This window comes from Ulvibacter litoralis (assembly GCF_900102055.1).
Classification (GTDB): Bacteria; Bacteroidota; Bacteroidia; order Flavobacteriales; family Flavobacteriaceae; genus Ulvibacter; species Ulvibacter litoralis.
Map to the genome: position 1 here is coordinate 38,115 of NZ_FNBA01000006.1, position 15,363 is coordinate 53,477.

General features: G+C 31.0%; 17 protein-coding genes. 11 read left to right on the top strand and 6 right to left on the bottom strand.

Annotated elements, in window-relative coordinates; all coding sequences use genetic code 11:
- The first annotated feature begins 141 nt into the window (after positions 1–141).
- Positions 142–810, top strand: coding sequence for a cupin domain-containing protein (locus BLQ00_RS14940; protein ID WP_093145129.1), 669 nt, complete (start codon positions 142–144; stop codon positions 808–810).
- A 387-nt stretch (positions 811–1,197) separates the two neighbouring features.
- Positions 1,198–2,646 carry an ATP-binding protein gene (locus tag BLQ00_RS14945; protein ID WP_093145130.1) on the top strand — a complete coding sequence of 483 codons (1,449 nt, stop codon included), beginning with the start codon at positions 1,198–1,200 and terminating at the stop codon, positions 2,644–2,646.
- Between the two features lie 257 nt (positions 2,647–2,903).
- On the opposite strand, the gene BLQ00_RS14950 is transcribed toward BLQ00_RS14945, so the two are convergent.
- The 3 genes from BLQ00_RS14950 to BLQ00_RS14960 form a co-directional block, all read right to left on the bottom strand.
- Complete coding sequence (locus tag BLQ00_RS14950) at positions 2,904–3,353, bottom strand: hypothetical protein (protein ID WP_093145131.1); 450 nt, start codon at positions 3,351–3,353, stop codon at positions 2,904–2,906.
- The gene (locus BLQ00_RS14955) at positions 3,350–3,862 is read right to left on the bottom strand and encodes a Panacea domain-containing protein (RefSeq protein ID WP_093145132.1); all 513 of its coding nucleotides are present in this window, start codon (positions 3,860–3,862) and stop codon (positions 3,350–3,352) included. The genes BLQ00_RS14950 and BLQ00_RS14955 overlap by 4 nt, the downstream gene beginning before the upstream one ends.
- A 320-nt stretch (positions 3,863–4,182) precedes the next feature.
- Positions 4,183–4,713 carry an NAD(P)H-dependent oxidoreductase gene (locus tag BLQ00_RS14960; RefSeq protein ID WP_093145133.1) on the bottom strand — a complete coding sequence of 177 codons (531 nt, stop codon included), beginning with the start codon at positions 4,711–4,713 and terminating at the stop codon, positions 4,183–4,185.
- 98 nt (positions 4,714–4,811) lie between these two features.
- Here BLQ00_RS14960 and BLQ00_RS14965 point away from each other — a divergent pair, with 98 nt between their 5' ends.
- From BLQ00_RS14965 to BLQ00_RS14975, 3 genes are all read left to right on the top strand, one after another.
- Positions 4,812–5,168, top strand: coding sequence for a winged helix-turn-helix transcriptional regulator (locus tag BLQ00_RS14965; protein ID WP_093145134.1), 357 nt, complete (start codon positions 4,812–4,814; stop codon positions 5,166–5,168).
- A gap of 150 nt (positions 5,169–5,318) precedes the next feature.
- The gene (locus tag BLQ00_RS14970) at positions 5,319–6,239 is read left to right on the top strand and encodes an ABC transporter permease (protein ID WP_093145135.1); all 921 of its coding nucleotides are present in this window, start codon (positions 5,319–5,321) and stop codon (positions 6,237–6,239) included.
- Entirely contained in the window at positions 6,232–6,912 is a 681-nt protein-coding gene (locus BLQ00_RS14975) for an ABC transporter ATP-binding protein (protein WP_093145136.1), read from the top strand. The genes BLQ00_RS14970 and BLQ00_RS14975 overlap by 8 nt, the downstream gene beginning before the upstream one ends.
- A gap of 259 nt (positions 6,913–7,171) precedes the next feature.
- On the opposite strand, the gene BLQ00_RS14980 is transcribed toward BLQ00_RS14975, so the two are convergent.
- The 3 genes from BLQ00_RS14980 to BLQ00_RS17645 form a co-directional block, all read right to left on the bottom strand.
- Positions 7,172–8,032 (bottom strand): hypothetical protein, encoded by an 861-nt coding sequence (locus BLQ00_RS14980; RefSeq protein WP_093145137.1) that lies wholly within the window; start codon positions 8,030–8,032, stop codon positions 7,172–7,174.
- The gene (locus BLQ00_RS14985; protein WP_093145138.1) at positions 8,029–8,856 is read right to left on the bottom strand and encodes a HipA family kinase; all 828 of its coding nucleotides are present in this window, start codon (positions 8,854–8,856) and stop codon (positions 8,029–8,031) included. The genes BLQ00_RS14980 and BLQ00_RS14985 overlap by 4 nt, the downstream gene beginning before the upstream one ends.
- A 139-nt stretch (positions 8,857–8,995) precedes the next feature.
- Positions 8,996–9,160, bottom strand: coding sequence for a hypothetical protein (locus tag BLQ00_RS17645; protein WP_175445469.1), 165 nt, complete (start codon positions 9,158–9,160; stop codon positions 8,996–8,998).
- Between the two features lie 48 nt (positions 9,161–9,208).
- Between BLQ00_RS17645 and BLQ00_RS14990 the strand changes: the two genes are divergently transcribed.
- From BLQ00_RS14990 to BLQ00_RS15015, 6 genes are all read left to right on the top strand, one after another.
- Positions 9,209–10,273 carry a ligand-binding sensor domain-containing protein gene (locus tag BLQ00_RS14990; RefSeq protein ID WP_093145139.1) on the top strand — a complete coding sequence of 355 codons (1,065 nt, stop codon included), beginning with the start codon at positions 9,209–9,211 and terminating at the stop codon, positions 10,271–10,273.
- A gap of 253 nt (positions 10,274–10,526) precedes the next feature.
- Complete coding sequence (locus tag BLQ00_RS14995; RefSeq protein WP_229792651.1) at positions 10,527–11,360, top strand: AraC family transcriptional regulator; 834 nt, start codon at positions 10,527–10,529, stop codon at positions 11,358–11,360.
- Positions 11,361–11,499: 139 nt separating this feature from the next.
- Positions 11,500–11,895, top strand: a complete 396-nt coding sequence (locus BLQ00_RS15000) for a carboxymuconolactone decarboxylase family protein (RefSeq protein ID WP_093145213.1) — start codon at positions 11,500–11,502, stop codon at positions 11,893–11,895.
- 293 nt (positions 11,896–12,188) lie between these two features.
- Positions 12,189–13,004, top strand: a complete 816-nt coding sequence (locus BLQ00_RS15005; RefSeq protein ID WP_093145140.1) for an AraC family transcriptional regulator — start codon at positions 12,189–12,191, stop codon at positions 13,002–13,004.
- Between the two features lie 79 nt (positions 13,005–13,083).
- The gene (locus tag BLQ00_RS15010; RefSeq protein ID WP_175445470.1) at positions 13,084–13,578 is read left to right on the top strand and encodes a VOC family protein; all 495 of its coding nucleotides are present in this window, start codon (positions 13,084–13,086) and stop codon (positions 13,576–13,578) included.
- Between the two features lie 322 nt (positions 13,579–13,900).
- Positions 13,901–15,202, top strand: a complete 1,302-nt coding sequence (locus BLQ00_RS15015; RefSeq protein WP_093145141.1) for a Fic family protein — start codon at positions 13,901–13,903, stop codon at positions 15,200–15,202.
- The last annotated feature ends 161 nt before the right edge of the window (positions 15,203–15,363 follow it).

The window sequence follows — 15,363 nt, forward strand, 5'->3', positions numbered from 1 at the left end:
ATATTTGCAACTGTAGAATTTAGCAGACTCGAAAAAGCGTCAGAAACAACGTTTTTTTTGGAAGCGAATCTTTAAGAAAAATGTGCTACAACACATTGTAGAAACAAGTAAAAATAGTACTAACCAATTAACACCAAAATTATGATTTACAAAAAAAAGTATTTAAAATCAAGTAAAAGAATATTACTAGTAGCTTGTTTAGGCTTATCAATTGTATTGCAAAGTTGTGAAAACAATAAAGCCAAAACTGAAAATGTTGCAGAACTACAAACAGAAAAAACAATTTCAACAACTCAAAAATCTGTTGGTTCAATTATGGAACCACATTCAGGAGAACACGTGTGGGTTTTTCCTAAAAATAAAGATACACTTGGTTCAGGTGGAAAGCTTCAAGTATTTATGGATGCAGAAAGTCATCCTCACGCATCTGCAAGTTTTGCGAAATATGAATTAGGAGTTGGTGGAGCATTACCTGAACATAAACACAATAAAACCGAAGAAATTGCATACTTTTTATCAGGAGAAGGTGTTGTTATAACTTATAAGAACGGGAAACGTATTGAAACTCAAGTGAGAGAAGGATATGTATGGTATACTGCACCAGGTGAATATCACTCATTTAAAAATACAGGGAACGAACCCTTGAAATTAATTTTCACAGTTATACCGAATGATAAAGATGGTTTGATCTCTTTCTTCAAAAAGGTTGGAGCTGAACCTGGAAAAAAAGCTACAACTTTTAGTCCTGAAGAATTTGGAAAAATAGCGTCTGAACACGACTTAATTCTTAAACCTGTAAAAGTGGAATAATAAATAAAACCAGCTTGTAACACCGTATACTAATCATAGCTCTTGAGGTAATTTCACAATAATTTCTACAAATAGTTAACGATATTGGTTACTGAAAAATAATGGTACGCTTGCCTTTCTGTGTCTCAAACAACTCCGAACAATTGGAACTAAATAAAGAATTGAATAGGTGTCGCCGCTTCGAGCCTTGCTTGCCGAAGAAAGACGAACAAGGCGCCAAGCGCTATAAGTAGCATACAAACCCGTTGGGCTTCATTTAATAGAACATTCGATTGTCAGATTAACTGATTTTATTTCCGAAAACCTACCTATTAGTTCAATAATGTAATAATAGATGGTTTTAAAACTTCTTATTTCCATATATTTGTAGTATTAAGATACATATGTATGGCAATGCTAAACCCTATTCCGACAGAAAAGATTATCGAACGTCTTCGATACGAAAATCCGTGGTGGATTACCAAAGAGATTCCAAATGCTTACAGTTCAATGTCCAAAAGATTATATTTTGATCTCTTTTATCCATTCGTACTTGAAAGAACTATAAAAAGGGCATTAGTCCTAATGGGACCAAGAAGAGTAGGTAAAACAGTAATGCTATTTCATTGCATTGGAAACTTACTAAAAGAAGGAACAAATCCTCATAAACTATTCTTTATTGGAATTGACAACCCAATTTATGTCAACTTAAGCTTAGAAGACGTTTTAACCCTTTGTAAAGAATCTTTAAACCTTGACAATCTTAATGGATGCTATGTCTTTTTTGACGAAATACAATACTTGAAAGATTGGGAAAGACACTTAAAAGTTTTGGTTGACTCATATCCAGAAACTAAATTCATTGTTTCAGGTTCAGCAGCTGCAGCATTGAAATGGCATAGCACAGAAAGTGGAGCGGGTAGATTTACTGATTTCTTATTACCTCCGTTGACATTTCAGGAGTATATTCATTTAAAAAATTTAGACCATTTAATTTTTGAAGGCGATATTCAATATGGAGACAAGGATATAGAGTATTGCTTAGCTCATGATTCAAAAGCATTAAATAAAGAATTCATTCATTATTTAAATTTTGGTGGCTATCCAGAGGTTGTGTTATCTGAAAAAATACAAGGCGATATGGGTAGATATGTGAAAAATGACATTGTTGACAAAGTTCTTCTTAGAGATTTACCAAGTTTGTATGGCATCAAAGACGTCCAAGAATTAAACAGATTTTTTACATATATAGCTTATAATACGGGAAATGAATTTTCGTATGAGACAATGTCTAGGGAGAGTGGAATTCAAAAGGATACATTAAAAAAATATCTAGAATATTTAGAAGCAGCATTCTTAATTAAAGTATTAAACAAGGTCGGAGTCAATGCAAAAAGATTAAAAAGGATTACAAGCTTCAAAGTATATCTAACTAATCCATCGCTTCGTACTGCTTTATTTTCACCGATAAGTGAAACAGATCAAGAAATGGGAAACATGGTTGAAACTGCAATTCTTTCACAATGGATGCATCGTGAACAACTAGATTTAACCTATGCTAGATGGAAAGAGGGCAGAAATGAAGGAGAAGTAGACCTTGTTTTAGTAGATGATAAAAATTACAAACCTGTTTGGGGAGTAGAAATTAAGTGGAGTAATCGATATTTTGACAAACCACAAGAATTGAAAAGTTTAATTAAATTTTGTGAAACAAATAAACTTAAAGCTGCGGTTGTCACTTCAATTGATCAAATAGGAATGAAAGAAACACATGACTTGAGATTTACTTTTCTACCAGCTTCTATTTATGCATATAATATTGGAGAAATCACACTTAGAATGAAAACTAATAATTAAAGAAAAAAACGAAAACACAACAATGTATCAATAATCATAGCTCTTGAGGTAACTAAAAGCAAATTGATTGCAAATAGTTAACGATATTGGTTTCTGAAAAATAACGGTATGCTTGCCTTTCTGTGTCTCAAACAACTCCGAACAATTGGAACTAAATAAAGAATTAAAAAGATGTCCCCGCTTCGAGCCTTGCCTGCCGAAGAAAGACGAACAAGGCGCCAAGCGCTATAAGTAGCATACAAACCCGTTGGCAGTAATTAAAAACCGAACTTCTTCTTCATAAAACGTTCTATTGTTGAAGCTGTAGATATTGTAATATGGATTGATTTAAGAACACTTGAACTGACATTTCCGACAGCCCTTTCTGGGTTTTTAATTAAAAAATCAACAACAGATTGAATTGGAAATTCTCTTAATTTTGAACAATCAACAAAACTATCCTTTTCTAAAAATGGATTATTCTTTTTGTCAATCTTTAAATGGAGTGATTTTAAGTATGAATTATAAGCTTTATTAGGATTCGCTTCAGAATTAATTACAACGTACGCAAGAGAAACCTCTTTGTCGTCTTTTGCTACTACAATTATATATTTATCATAAACTATTGTGAAATCAGGAATCTTAATTAAAATAGCATTTCCTAAATCTATATTTCTTTTAGCAAAATCATCTTTTAAATTATCTGGAAAGAAATCCCCTAAACTCATATCAACTCTAAATTGTCATTGACTTTTTGTTGACTTATAAAGTTTAATAAATTTTCATCAGCACCAACTGCTTTAGCCATATCCAAATAATCAATATTCCAACTAGCTTTATTGTATGCGTAATCGTGTGATTTATCAGTTAAAACAAGAAACTCTAAATCTTTATTTTCTATCAACGATTCATTAAGACATTCCAAATCACTTTCTGATAAAAAATCTAAATCTGGTTCTACTAAAGATTTAACAAAATATCTATGATATTTAGCAACAACCTCTTCTAAACCCTCAATATTTTCGTCTACTACATTTTTGACAAAAGAAGGTACTGGACCATACTTCATTTTAACGTATGTATCACCAAAAATTGGTCTACCATACTTTAAAAGATGTTTTTGGTCTGCAAAATATAAAATTTTGTAGGTCTTGTGCGTGTCAGCCTTTTCAAGATTATTTATTACAAACAAAAGACTGTTGACAGCTTTTTCTTTATGTAAATTAAAGTCTCTCATAATATTTAGTGGTATTCATTTTAAGCCAAATGAACGTGGCAAAGTTACAAAAAAATAACTACTGCCAACAATGTATCAATAATCATAGCTCTTGAGGTAACTAAAAGCAAATTGATTGCAAATAGTTAACGATATTGGTTTCTGAAAAATAATGGTACGCTTGCCTTTCTGTGTCTCAAACAAGTCCGAACAATTGGAACTAAATAAAGAATTAAAAAGGTGTCGCCGCTTCGAGCCTTGCCTGCCGAAGAAAGACGAACAAGGCGCCAAGCGCTATAAGTAGCATACAAACCTGTTGTGCGTCATACTGAAAATGAGACTTAGAAAGCAGTAATAAAAAAGAAATATTTATGAGCACTTTCTTCAATAACTTCACTCGGAGTATCTAAATCAGATCCGTAATTCACAAAATATGGCTGATAATTAGCTTTTACATATTTAAACGTAAGTTCAAACGGAGCTAATATTTCTTTTAAAGTATGCTTGTAATGACCTTTTACCGAATAATTATCCTCAGTTGCTCCTGCACTAATAGCCAAACCTATTTTTTTATGTTCTAATTTATAACCACTTTTACTGCCAAAAGCCCACCCATAAATTAAAACTTCATCAAACCATTTTTTTAAAAGTGGTGGTGAGCTAAACCAATATAAAGGAAACTGAAAAATAACTTTATTATATTTTTCCATTAATTTTTGCTCTGCTAATACATTAATTTTTTCATCTGGATAAACTTTGTATAATTGATGTATATCAAATTTATTTGGATATTTTTCTAATTCCTCAATCCATCTTTTATTTGTTATTGAATTTTCTATATCTGGATGAATCAGAATTACCAAGGTCTTCATATCTTATAATCTTTAAATTTTCGGATACAAAAATAAACTCCTATATTTAATTGTTTGAGATAACAACCAATTGTACGGTACTAACAAAAATGTAAGTAATGTCTAAAATCAAAGAAACATCCACAAACTTTGCCAATAAACAAGCTTTAGCTAATGAATGCCTAGAAGTTTATTCTACAAATATTATTGGAGGGCAATGGTCACTGCCGATTTGCTATGCGTTGCTAAGTGGTAAATTACGTTTTGGAGAGATAAAAAAGGTTTTACCAAACATAACGGAAAGAATGCTTACGTTACAACTGAAAAAATTAGAAAAAAATAATGTTTTAACCCGAAAAATTTATGCAGAAGTTCCACCCCGTGTTGAATATGAATTAACGACCATTGGTTATGAGTTAAAGCCAATAATTAAAGAACTTGAAAATTGGGCTATAAAACATAAAAAAATAGTGTAAAAGTACGAACGCACAACACCACATTAATAAAATAGCTGGGCCTTTTCTAAACCGAAAATTTTGGCTTGTGGCGAGATTGAAAATTAACTCATAATTTCACGCTACTTGTCATATACAAACCCGTTACCAACCATTAGAAAAAAAATGCGAATGAAAGAATATTTCCAACTTCAATTTAGAATGTTAAACAGAAAAATGATTGATTTTGGACTTCCTCTTTTGGTTGGATATACACTTGTGCCGTTTCTATTTATTTTACTGTCTAACCATCTATTCGAAAATACAGAATTTGCTATGTATGTTTATGGTCTAATTGCAATAAGTTTTGTTTTAAAGTTAAGTGAACCCAAAAGAAATGATTTTTTAAAATCAATATTTAATAAAGACAATTACAAAAAAATAAGAGCAATTGAAAATGTTATTTACTGTCTTCCTTTTACTTTTTTTTTAGTGTTTAAAAATCAATTTGTAGTTTCTACAGTTTTAAATGTATTTATAATTTTTAGCACTCTTTTAAATTTTAGCACAAATATTAATATACCTATTCCAACACCTTTTAGCAAAAAGCCATTTGAATTTACTATGGGCTTCAGAAAGACATATTATATTTTTCCAATCGCTTATTTCTTAACTTATATTTCAGTATCAATCGGAAACTTTAACATTGGTGTATTCTCTATCCTATTAATTGGAATAACTTGTTTTTCTTATTATTCAAAAATTGAAAACGAATATTTTGTTTGGAATTACAATTTATCTTCAAAAGAATTTTTGTTAGAAAAAACAAAAATGTGCTTAATCAACTTTTCACTTTTAATTTTACCAATTATAATTACGATAAGCATTGTATTTTTCAATCAAATAGATATTATAATTATCTGTATTCTTTTATGTTATGCTTATCTCACAACTATAATTTTTGCTAAATATTCATCTTTTCCAAACGAAATGAATATGTCACAAGGAATTTTAATTGCAACAAGTTTTATGTTTCCACCAATACTTTTAATAGTTATTCCTCTTTTTTATTCCCAATCTATTAAAAAATTAAATACTGTTTTAAATGATTAAAATTGAAAATTTATCAAAATCTTATGGGGATAAACAAGTTCTTAATACAATAGATCTAAAATTTAAGAAAGGAAAAGTATATGGAATTGTTGGAGAAAATGGAGCAGGAAAAACAACACTATTTAGATGCATTTCTGGACTTGAAAATTATAAAGGAAATATATCATATGACTCTAACAATCTAAAAGACCATTTAGGTCTTTTACTAACAGAACCATTCTTTTTTTCTAAAATTACTGGAAAAGAATACATACAATTACTCGCCAACTCAAGACAAATAAAACTATCAAATATTGAGGACAAGAACATATTTGATTTACCACTAAAGCAATATGCTTCGACATATTCTACGGGAATGAAAAAGAAATTGGCTTTAACAGCCATACTTTTACAGAAAAATGATGTTTTCATTCTAGATGAACCTTTTAATGGCGTTGACATACAAAGTAATTTAATAATAACTGATATTATAAAAAAGCTTAAGGAGTTACAGAAAACTGTAATTATTTCTTCTCACATATTTTCAACTTTAGCGGACACTTGTGATGAAATTTTTTTAATGAAAAATGGAGAAATTGTAAAAAAAGTAGAACAAATAGATTTTAATAAACTTGAATCTGAAATGAAAGAATTTTCAATTGAAAATCGAATAGACAAACTTGAATTGAAATAAATAACGGTTGGCAACAACGTATCAATAATCATAGCTCTTACGAAACTAGAAGCGAATTGATTGCAAATAGTTAACGATATTGGTTTCTGAAAAATAACGCTACGCTTGCCTTTCTGTGTCTCAAACAAGTCCGAAAAATTGGAGCTAAATAAAGAATTAAAAAGATGTCCCCGCTTCAAGGTCTGCCTGTCGTAGGTAGACGCACAGGACGCTAAGCGCTACAACTATTATACAAACCCGGTGTAAGTGGTCAATAAAATTATTCGGAATCAGAAATCTTATCAAAGAAAGGGGTAACACTTTTTGATCTAATATAATCTTGAATAATCTCAGTTTCACTTAAATCAACATATTCTACTAAGTGACTTTCAATAACTTGTTTCCAAGTTCTATGATTCTTAGGATGTTCTTTTTTACTAGGTTCTTCACCAACCAAGAAATATTTTCCTTTATCATTTCTAGAATAGTCAACAGCTTTAGAGAAAGAAACAAAACTTGTTAAATCATGTTCAAGATTATAATGACGTTTAACAAAGTCTATTGTCTGTCCTGCAACTACAATCCCATTCTTTCCTATAAAATTGACATCAACAGGTGTTATTAACTCTCTAAAATCTGATGATCTAACTGTGACATTCAAGTTTACATTATCTTCAATTTTTGAATATAAACGTCTTTTAACTTGAGAATAAATGGAATCTAAGTTCTTTTGAGCAGTCTCATCTTCGAAGTAAAATACAAATTTTTCAAAAAGAGATTTGAAATTATTAATATCAATATTCATATCAACATTTCGAGGCTCTGAAAACATAACTAAATTATTAGAATATCTATTTAAATAAGAAAAATATTCTTCATTAATCCAGTTATTAGATGAATTTAAATTTAAATTAAACTGTCCTAGTTTATTGTTTTCTATAGTTTCATCTGCTAAATTCTTTAAGTAATTTTTAAGAATTGAATATTTATCAGAAGAAATTATATTTTTTACAGCAGACAATTTTGGGTTAGAAAATCTAATTAGCGAATCGGCTCCATTAGACATAACCATTCCTATACTAATTTTCTCTTGAAAATCAGAACCTAAAGGCAAATAGATTATACTAAAAAAAGTCTTCATTTATTATATAGATTTGTTTGAATAAGTTCTCTAAAATGTTGTTCACATTGGCTGTACCAATCATCATTGAATATATTATCTCTCAATAAATCTTCAAATTGAATTAAATTAAAGTCCCATTCTAACGGAATTTTGAGCAAAATAGTGTTTAAGTCTTGTTCACAAGACTGCGTGCAAAGGTAAAAATCTTGTACTATGTTATCAACAATTTCCGTTAAATTATTGACACTACCAAATAATATTTTCACTAACTCAGAAGATATAAGCGACTCATTGTCAGTAATTAAATCGATTCCATGCCGTAAACCACTAGTATTGAAGATTGCACCATGATCAAATACATTAAAATAATACTCCCCTTTCTGAGTTTGATCTAAAATCAAATTACTATTACCATGATGTCGATCTTCATTTCCTATCCAAATATCAAAAAGTGCTATTTTGAGTAAATCATTCTTATTGAGAATCTTTCGTTTAAATGATGATTTAATAAATGATGGTAGCATAGTTTTATCAATAACTTGCCCCCCTTTGAGTAGGGAAGAACCAAAGCATGGTTTATTAAAAAAAAATGGTTGTAGTCGTGGTGCATATTGTGTTGGTATGTGGTCAGCTTTAACATCAATCAAACAAATTGGAGGCGTTCGCAAATTCCAATTTTGTGCAAACGAAGATCCCATTATTTCATTGACCAAAGGAGAAACAGAATCTCGACCATGCTTACATATCCAGTCAGATAAATCGGTACAAGTTATCAGTATCGGTATGTCACCGGTAGTAAACATATAATCTGATTTAAATAAACTAACTTTTCGTTCTATCATTTACATAATACTGATATGTAAAGATATACTAAATTGTACTTTAAATTTATGAAAGTGTAAAACCACCAATACCTAACAACGCAAAATAATCATAGCTTTTCCATAACAACAGCTTACTTAGTATTTAAATTTCATTATTTTAGTCTTCGAAACAATACGTATCGCTTGCCTTTCTAACCGGCATTCCGGCAGAAAGGGTCGCACGTAACTCCAAATAACCGGGCCTAAATATAAAAAATGTAGCCATTTCAAACCCTGCCTCCCGAAGGTAGGCACCAAGGGCATCAAGCGCTATAGGTAACATACAAACCTGTTGCCAGTAATCTAACAAAACCAGAAATACTCAAATAAAATGAACATTACTTCAATAAAAGCAATCTTACTGGTGTTCGTTTCGAGTACTTTTTTATCCTGTAACGGACAAGTAAAAAACGAACAGATAAGTACTGAAAATAAAGGAACTGAACTTGGCGAATCAGTAGTGCAACTGGATAATAAAATTTGGGTCATATTCCAAGATTCAAAAAAAAATTATTGGTTTGGAAGTAATGGAGAGGGCATTTTTTACCTAAAGGGAAAAGATTTAAAACAAATTACAACAAAGAACGGATTAGCAGACAATACAATTAGAGGTGTTCAAGAAGACAAACAGGGAAATATATTTATTGAAACAGCCAATGGAATTAGTAAATATGATGGGAAATCAGTAACAACGTTACATCCAATCGTTTCAGCAAAAAACAATTGGAAATTAGAACGGAACGATTTATGGTTTGGGTACAATGCAAACGATGTATATCGCTATGATGGAGAATCTCTGTATGAATTAAAGTTACCCCGACAAAATTTAAAAAAGACGTTTGGAATTGACACGCTCGTAAGTCCATTCAATAACAATAACCCTTATTCGGTCTATAAAGTAAATAAAGACAAAGATGGGAATATTTGGTTTGGGACATTTGTTGCAGGAGCTTTTCGATATGACGGACAATCATTTATATGGTTTGGAGAAAATGAACTGTCTATGCTTCCAAATGGTGTAGCTCCTGGAGTTCGTTCAATCATTCAAGATAAAGATGGATTTTTTTGGTTGAGTAATTTCATAAGTAAATACAAAATCGAACCAAACACATTAGAATATGAAAAAATAAAGGGAATTGAAAAAGGTGAACCTAAGTATTTCAATTCTGGAGTATCAGATAAAAATGACGATCTATGGATGACAAATTACAGGGGGAGGGTTTGGAAATATGACGGAAAAACTTTATCAGAATTTGAAATCAATAATGAGGTAAAAGATGTTTTGCTAATTACTATATATCAAGATAATAATGGAATAATGTGGCTTGGAACAGCTAATGATGGAGTTTATAAAAGCAATGGAAAATCTTTTGAAAAATTTAAACCATTCGACTGAAAAAACTATTGCCAATACGGGATCAATATTCATAACTTTTCCATAATCACAGTATGTTTAGTACTTAAATTTCATTATTTTAGTCTTCGAAAAAATACGTATCGCTTGCCTTTCTAAGCAGCATTCCGGCAGGAAGGGCCTCACATAGTTTTTAATAAATGGAACTAAACAAAAAAAATGTAGCAATTTCAAACCCTGCCTTCCCTAGCTAGGCACACAGGGCACAAAGCACAATAAGTAGCATACAAACCCGTTGTGTGCAATTAAAACTAACATCCTGCTGAAAGAATATTCCATATCAGATATTATTACATCCAATCCAAAAGAAAATTTTTTCTACGTTGGAACTTTTGAGGATACTGAAGACCCAAATGTTGAATGGCCACATAGACACGATTTTTATTCACTTGTATGGTTCACAAAAAGTACAGGAATTAATGTAATTGACTTTGAAGAATATGAAATCAAACATAATAGGCTTTTTTCGATGCGACCGAAACAGGTTCACAATTGGTCATATTCAAAAAACTCGAAGGGTTATATTATCGTTTTTGACAAATATCTTTTAAAAGAAATAACAGATTTTGTAGATAAACCTTTTTTTGATTTATCGAACAAAAAGACACAACTTCTAAAACCTCTATTTGAAAACCTTATCGAAGAATCCAAGAAAAATGACCAATTAAGCGAAAAAACTATCGTTCAGGGAATTTCATATTTGTTACTTCAACTAAAAAGAGTATCAAATAAAAATCCCAAAAACAAGGAAAGGAAATCAAAAACCATTTTAAAATTTTCAAAATTGGTATCGGATACTATTGGCGATAATCTTTCCGTAAACGAATATGCATCAAAATTAAATTTGACCGTGGATAAACTCAACCAAATCTGCAAAGAAAATTACGGACAAAGCCCTAAAACAATAATCTTGGAAAAGAAAATAACGGAAGCCAAACGATTGCTCTATTTTACGGATTTATCTGTAAAAGAAATCGCTTTTCAATTAGGATTCGAGGATAGTTCTTATTTTTCAAGAATATTTAAACAGAAAACAAACCTTTCGCCTACCGAATTTAAAAGTGTCTGAAATTCAAGAAAAAGTCCTGCATACGAAGTTCTTTCAACCGTTAGTTTTGCCTAAAAACAAAATGAAACATTTAACAATTTCAATATTCACTTTATTTATAGCTATAAGTGGATATGGGCAGACAGAAAATCAAATAAAAATGGATAGTATAAAAACGGAACGATTTGAAAGAGGTTGGAAAAAACTAAAAGAGATTGACGGAGAGGCAGGAGAAAAAGTAATTGAAAGCTTAAAAGATGTTTCACCAGATTTGGCAAAATACACAATCGAATATCCTTTTGGAGATGTTTACAGCCGAGAAACCACCTTGGACAACCGGACAAAGGAAATTGCAGTTGTTTCGGCTTTAGCTGCAATGGGAAATGCAAGACCACAATTAAAAGTCCATATCAACGCTGCTTTGAATGTCGGAGTGTCCGAAGAAGAGCTGTCCGAAATTATGATTTTAATGTCCGTTTATGCAGGATTTCCTTCTGCTCTGAATGGAACTTTAGCATTGAAAGAAGTCATAGAGGAAAGAAAAATGGAAAAATAACTGCCTACAACATCGATATATAATATCCTAGAGTATTGCTTTTACAATAGCAATAAAGCTAGAAAGTAGTATCGTAGCTTAATATGTAGATGAAAGAGGTAGGGGGTAATAAATAGCATTAAAAATAGAGCAACCCACCAAATACGGAACCCTGTAACACAGTGTGCTAAAAACTACCTACATTTAGAAATAATTTAGAACTACTAAGACAGTTCTCATGGAGATTTTGAAGGATATGAGTACCTTTAGAAGTAATATAGTATGTTGTGCGTCACTAAAAAAACGAACTATAAATGAACTACCAAACATTTCAACCAAATCCTGATTTGGAATCTCTAATCAGTTGTTATTGGACTTTAGAAGTTCCTGCTGAAGCAAATTCACAAAGACAACGGATAATTCCAGACGGAACAATTGAAATGGCTTTTATACTTGGAGACGACATTAAACGATACACTTCAGAAAACGATTTTATAATACAACCTCGTGCAATGGTTCTCGGACAGACAATTGAACCCTTTTATATTGAACCGACAGGCTACGTGAATACATTTGCAATCCGTTTTTTTCCATACGGTTTTGCAAATTTCGTAGCAGTACCATTAAAGAACTTAGCAAATAAGGAAACACCAATAGAACTGGTGTTTGGAGAAGTAACTGCTAAAGAGTTAGAACAAAAAATAATAAAGGCAGCAGACAGTAATGAGCGAATAGAAATTATAGAAGCTTTACTTTTGGATATGCTAAATAAAAAAACTACAATCGACAATATTGTAAAAATTACTATTGATAGCCTTTTAGCAACAAATGGAAGTGCTTCCATAAGCGAAATTCTTAAAGAAGATTTATCAAAGCGGAGACAACTTGAACGGAATTTCAAAAAACAAATTGGTGTTAGCCCAAAACAGTTAGGGAAAGTAATCCGATTGCAAACCGCCATAAAAAGGATACTCAACAGAAAGACTGAAAACCTGACTGAAATTGCGTACGAAAGTGAATATTTTGACCAAGCACATTTTATAAAGGACTTTAAAGAATTTACAGGAATAAATCCGAAAGAATTTTTAGGTAATGAAAATATGGCACTTTCTGCCCTTTTCTACAAATAGACTGCGTGTCGCATTTTTACAATTTTGGTGCTTGAACGTAATCTAAATTTGTCTTGTCAAATGAAGAAAGCAGGACGATATGAAAAAAAACATTCTTTATACAGCCATAATTCTATCCTTTAGTATTACTGCCTGTTATAACCAAAACAAATCAAAAATCGAAACTACAACGGTTAGATCTAACCTAAATCAAAAAACAAACGAAATGAAAAGTCATATTTCACTTTTTGAAATTCCAGCAACAGATATTTCACGAGCAGTAACTTTTTACCAAGCAATTTTAAGTATTAACATTGAGAAAATGGAAATGCCAGGAATGGAGATGGGAATATTCCCATACGAAGAACAAATGGTTACAGGAGTTTTAATGAAAGGCGAAGGATACAAACCTTCTGCAGACGGAGTAACAATATATCTCAATGGAGGAGATAATTTACAACCCATTCTTGATAAGGTCGAGAAAAATGGCGGAAAAATTCTTATGCCTAAAACAGCACACGCAGACGAAAGCGGTTTTTTTGCTTTGTTTTTGGACACAGAAGGAAATAAACTTGGCCTAAATTCCCCAAACTAAACGGTGATAAAGCGAACGCACAACACTCTATACGAACCATAGCTTTACCATAAGTACTTCGTGTTTAGTATTCATAAAGTACTATTTTAGGTATCGGTATAATCCGAATTAGCTTGCCTTTTTGTGTCTCACGTGGCTCTGAATAATCGGAACTAAATAAAGAACTCAAAAAGATGTTGCCGCTTCAAGCCCTGCTTGCCGTAGGAAGGCGCACAGGGCACCAAGCGCTATAAGTAGCATACAAACCCGTTGGGAGTAATTTACTGAAAAATAAAAATAGCGAGATTATCTAATAATCTCGCTATTTTTATATATTTGTAGGATGTTCGAACAAGCACCAAAATATAACAAAGAAGATAAAAATACAATTCCATTAATGGTTGAACTTCAAACAAATGGAATGTTGAAAAATATTCAAGATGATTATCTTTATTGGGATAAGATAAAATACAAAACAAAAGAACATAATCCTAAAGAACTTTGGAATGCGATTAAGCTTCATAGAATATTAAAAGCGAAACGAATTAATTTTGGTAATTACAATTTTATGTTTGTTGTTACTGACTTTATGCAAAGAGCTTTGCATCTATTTGATATGCATATTGGTGGGACATTAGGCAGTAATATTGGTATAGCTGAAACCGATAAGACAAAATATATAATAAGTTCATTAATAGAAGAATCAATTTCTAGTAGTCAAATTGAAGGAGCAAATACAACTAGAAAAAGGGCTAAAGAAATGATTCAACTTGAGAAAAAACCAAAAAACAAGTCTGAATTAATGATAATGAACAATTTCATAACTATGAAATATATAGTTCAAAACAAAGAAAAAGAATTAACAATTGAAAATATATTATATATACATAAATTAATTTCTAATGGTACTTTAGAATCAAATGATGAAGAAGGTTGTTTTAGAGAAAGTGACGATGTACATGTGGTAGATTACACAAAAGGCGAAATAGTTCATACACCACCTTTAAAAAAAGATGTTGAAAAATTAATGGATGATCTTTGCTTATTTTTTAACAATGACACAAAAGACTTTATCCATCCTATTGTAAAAGGCTGTATAATTCATTTTATGATTGGTTGGATTCATCCTTTTACTGATGGAAATGGACGAACAGCAAGAGCATTGTTTTATTGGTATATGCTAAAGAAAGGGTATTGGCTTACTGAATACTTATCAATTTCTAGAATAATTCAAGACACAAAAAATCAATATGAAAAAGCATATTTATATACTGAATCAGACGATAACGATTTAAGTTACTTTATTACATATCATATTAAAACAATGGAAAAAGCTTATGAAGCTTTAAAAGTATATATCAATCGAAAACAAAAAGAAGTAGTCCAAGCTGCTAAATTCATGAAAATTCCTCAAATTAATGAAAGAACTGCTCAGATACTAAAATTATTAAATGAGGATAGTGACAGAGTGTTAAATAATAAAGAAGTAGAAACAAGATTTAATATTTCAAATTTCACAGCTAGATCTGATTTAAAATCTTTAGTAGAACTTGGTTTTTTAGACACGATACAGGTCAATAAGAAAAAAAGAAATTTTATTAAATCTGAAAACTTTGATAAAATCATTAAGAAATATAAATTATAAAAACTACTCCCAACAATATATCAACAATCATAGCTTTTCCATAAATACAGCATGTTTAGTGCTTAAAATTCACTTTTCTAGGTGTTGGTATTATAGCCATCGCTTGCCTTTCTGACCATTCTTCCGAAGATAGGCACACAAAGCTCCAAGCGCTATAAGTA

Bases quoted from the DNA above. Each gene is read 5' to 3' on its own strand.
- BLQ00_RS14985 (WP_093145138.1), bottom strand. From the start codon at position 8,856: ATGATAGAACGAAAAGTTAGTTTATTTAAATCAGATTATATGTTTACT.
- BLQ00_RS15005 (WP_093145140.1), top strand. From the start codon at position 12,189: ATGAACTACCAAACATTTCAACCAAATCCTGATTTGGAATCTCTAATC.
- BLQ00_RS14955 (WP_093145132.1), bottom strand. From the start codon at position 3,862: ATGAGAGACTTTAATTTACATAAAGAAAAAGCTGTCAACAGTCTTTTG.
- BLQ00_RS14990 (WP_093145139.1), top strand. From the start codon at position 9,209: ATGAACATTACTTCAATAAAAGCAATCTTACTGGTGTTCGTTTCGAGT.
- BLQ00_RS14945 (WP_093145130.1), top strand. From the start codon at position 1,198: ATGGCAATGCTAAACCCTATTCCGACAGAAAAGATTATCGAACGTCTT.
- BLQ00_RS14970 (WP_093145135.1), top strand. From the start codon at position 5,319: ATGAAAGAATATTTCCAACTTCAATTTAGAATGTTAAACAGAAAAATG.
- BLQ00_RS14965 (WP_093145134.1), top strand. From the start codon at position 4,812: ATGTCTAAAATCAAAGAAACATCCACAAACTTTGCCAATAAACAAGCT.
- BLQ00_RS14950 (WP_093145131.1), bottom strand. From the start codon at position 3,353: ATGAGTTTAGGGGATTTCTTTCCAGATAATTTAAAAGATGATTTTGCT.
- BLQ00_RS14960 (WP_093145133.1), bottom strand. From the start codon at position 4,713: ATGAAGACCTTGGTAATTCTGATTCATCCAGATATAGAAAATTCAATA.
- BLQ00_RS14940 (WP_093145129.1), top strand. From the start codon at position 142: ATGATTTACAAAAAAAAGTATTTAAAATCAAGTAAAAGAATATTACTA.
- BLQ00_RS14975 (WP_093145136.1), top strand. From the start codon at position 6,232: ATGATTAAAATTGAAAATTTATCAAAATCTTATGGGGATAAACAAGTT.
- BLQ00_RS15010 (WP_175445470.1), top strand. From the start codon at position 13,084: ATGAAAAAAAACATTCTTTATACAGCCATAATTCTATCCTTTAGTATT.
- BLQ00_RS17645 (WP_175445469.1), bottom strand. From the start codon at position 9,160: ATGTTACCTATAGCGCTTGATGCCCTTGGTGCCTACCTTCGGGAGGCA.
- BLQ00_RS15015 (WP_093145141.1), top strand. From the start codon at position 13,901: ATGTTCGAACAAGCACCAAAATATAACAAAGAAGATAAAAATACAATT.
- BLQ00_RS15000 (WP_093145213.1), top strand. From the start codon at position 11,500: ATGGATAGTATAAAAACGGAACGATTTGAAAGAGGTTGGAAAAAACTA.
- BLQ00_RS14980 (WP_093145137.1), bottom strand. From the start codon at position 8,032: ATGAAGACTTTTTTTAGTATAATCTATTTGCCTTTAGGTTCTGATTTT.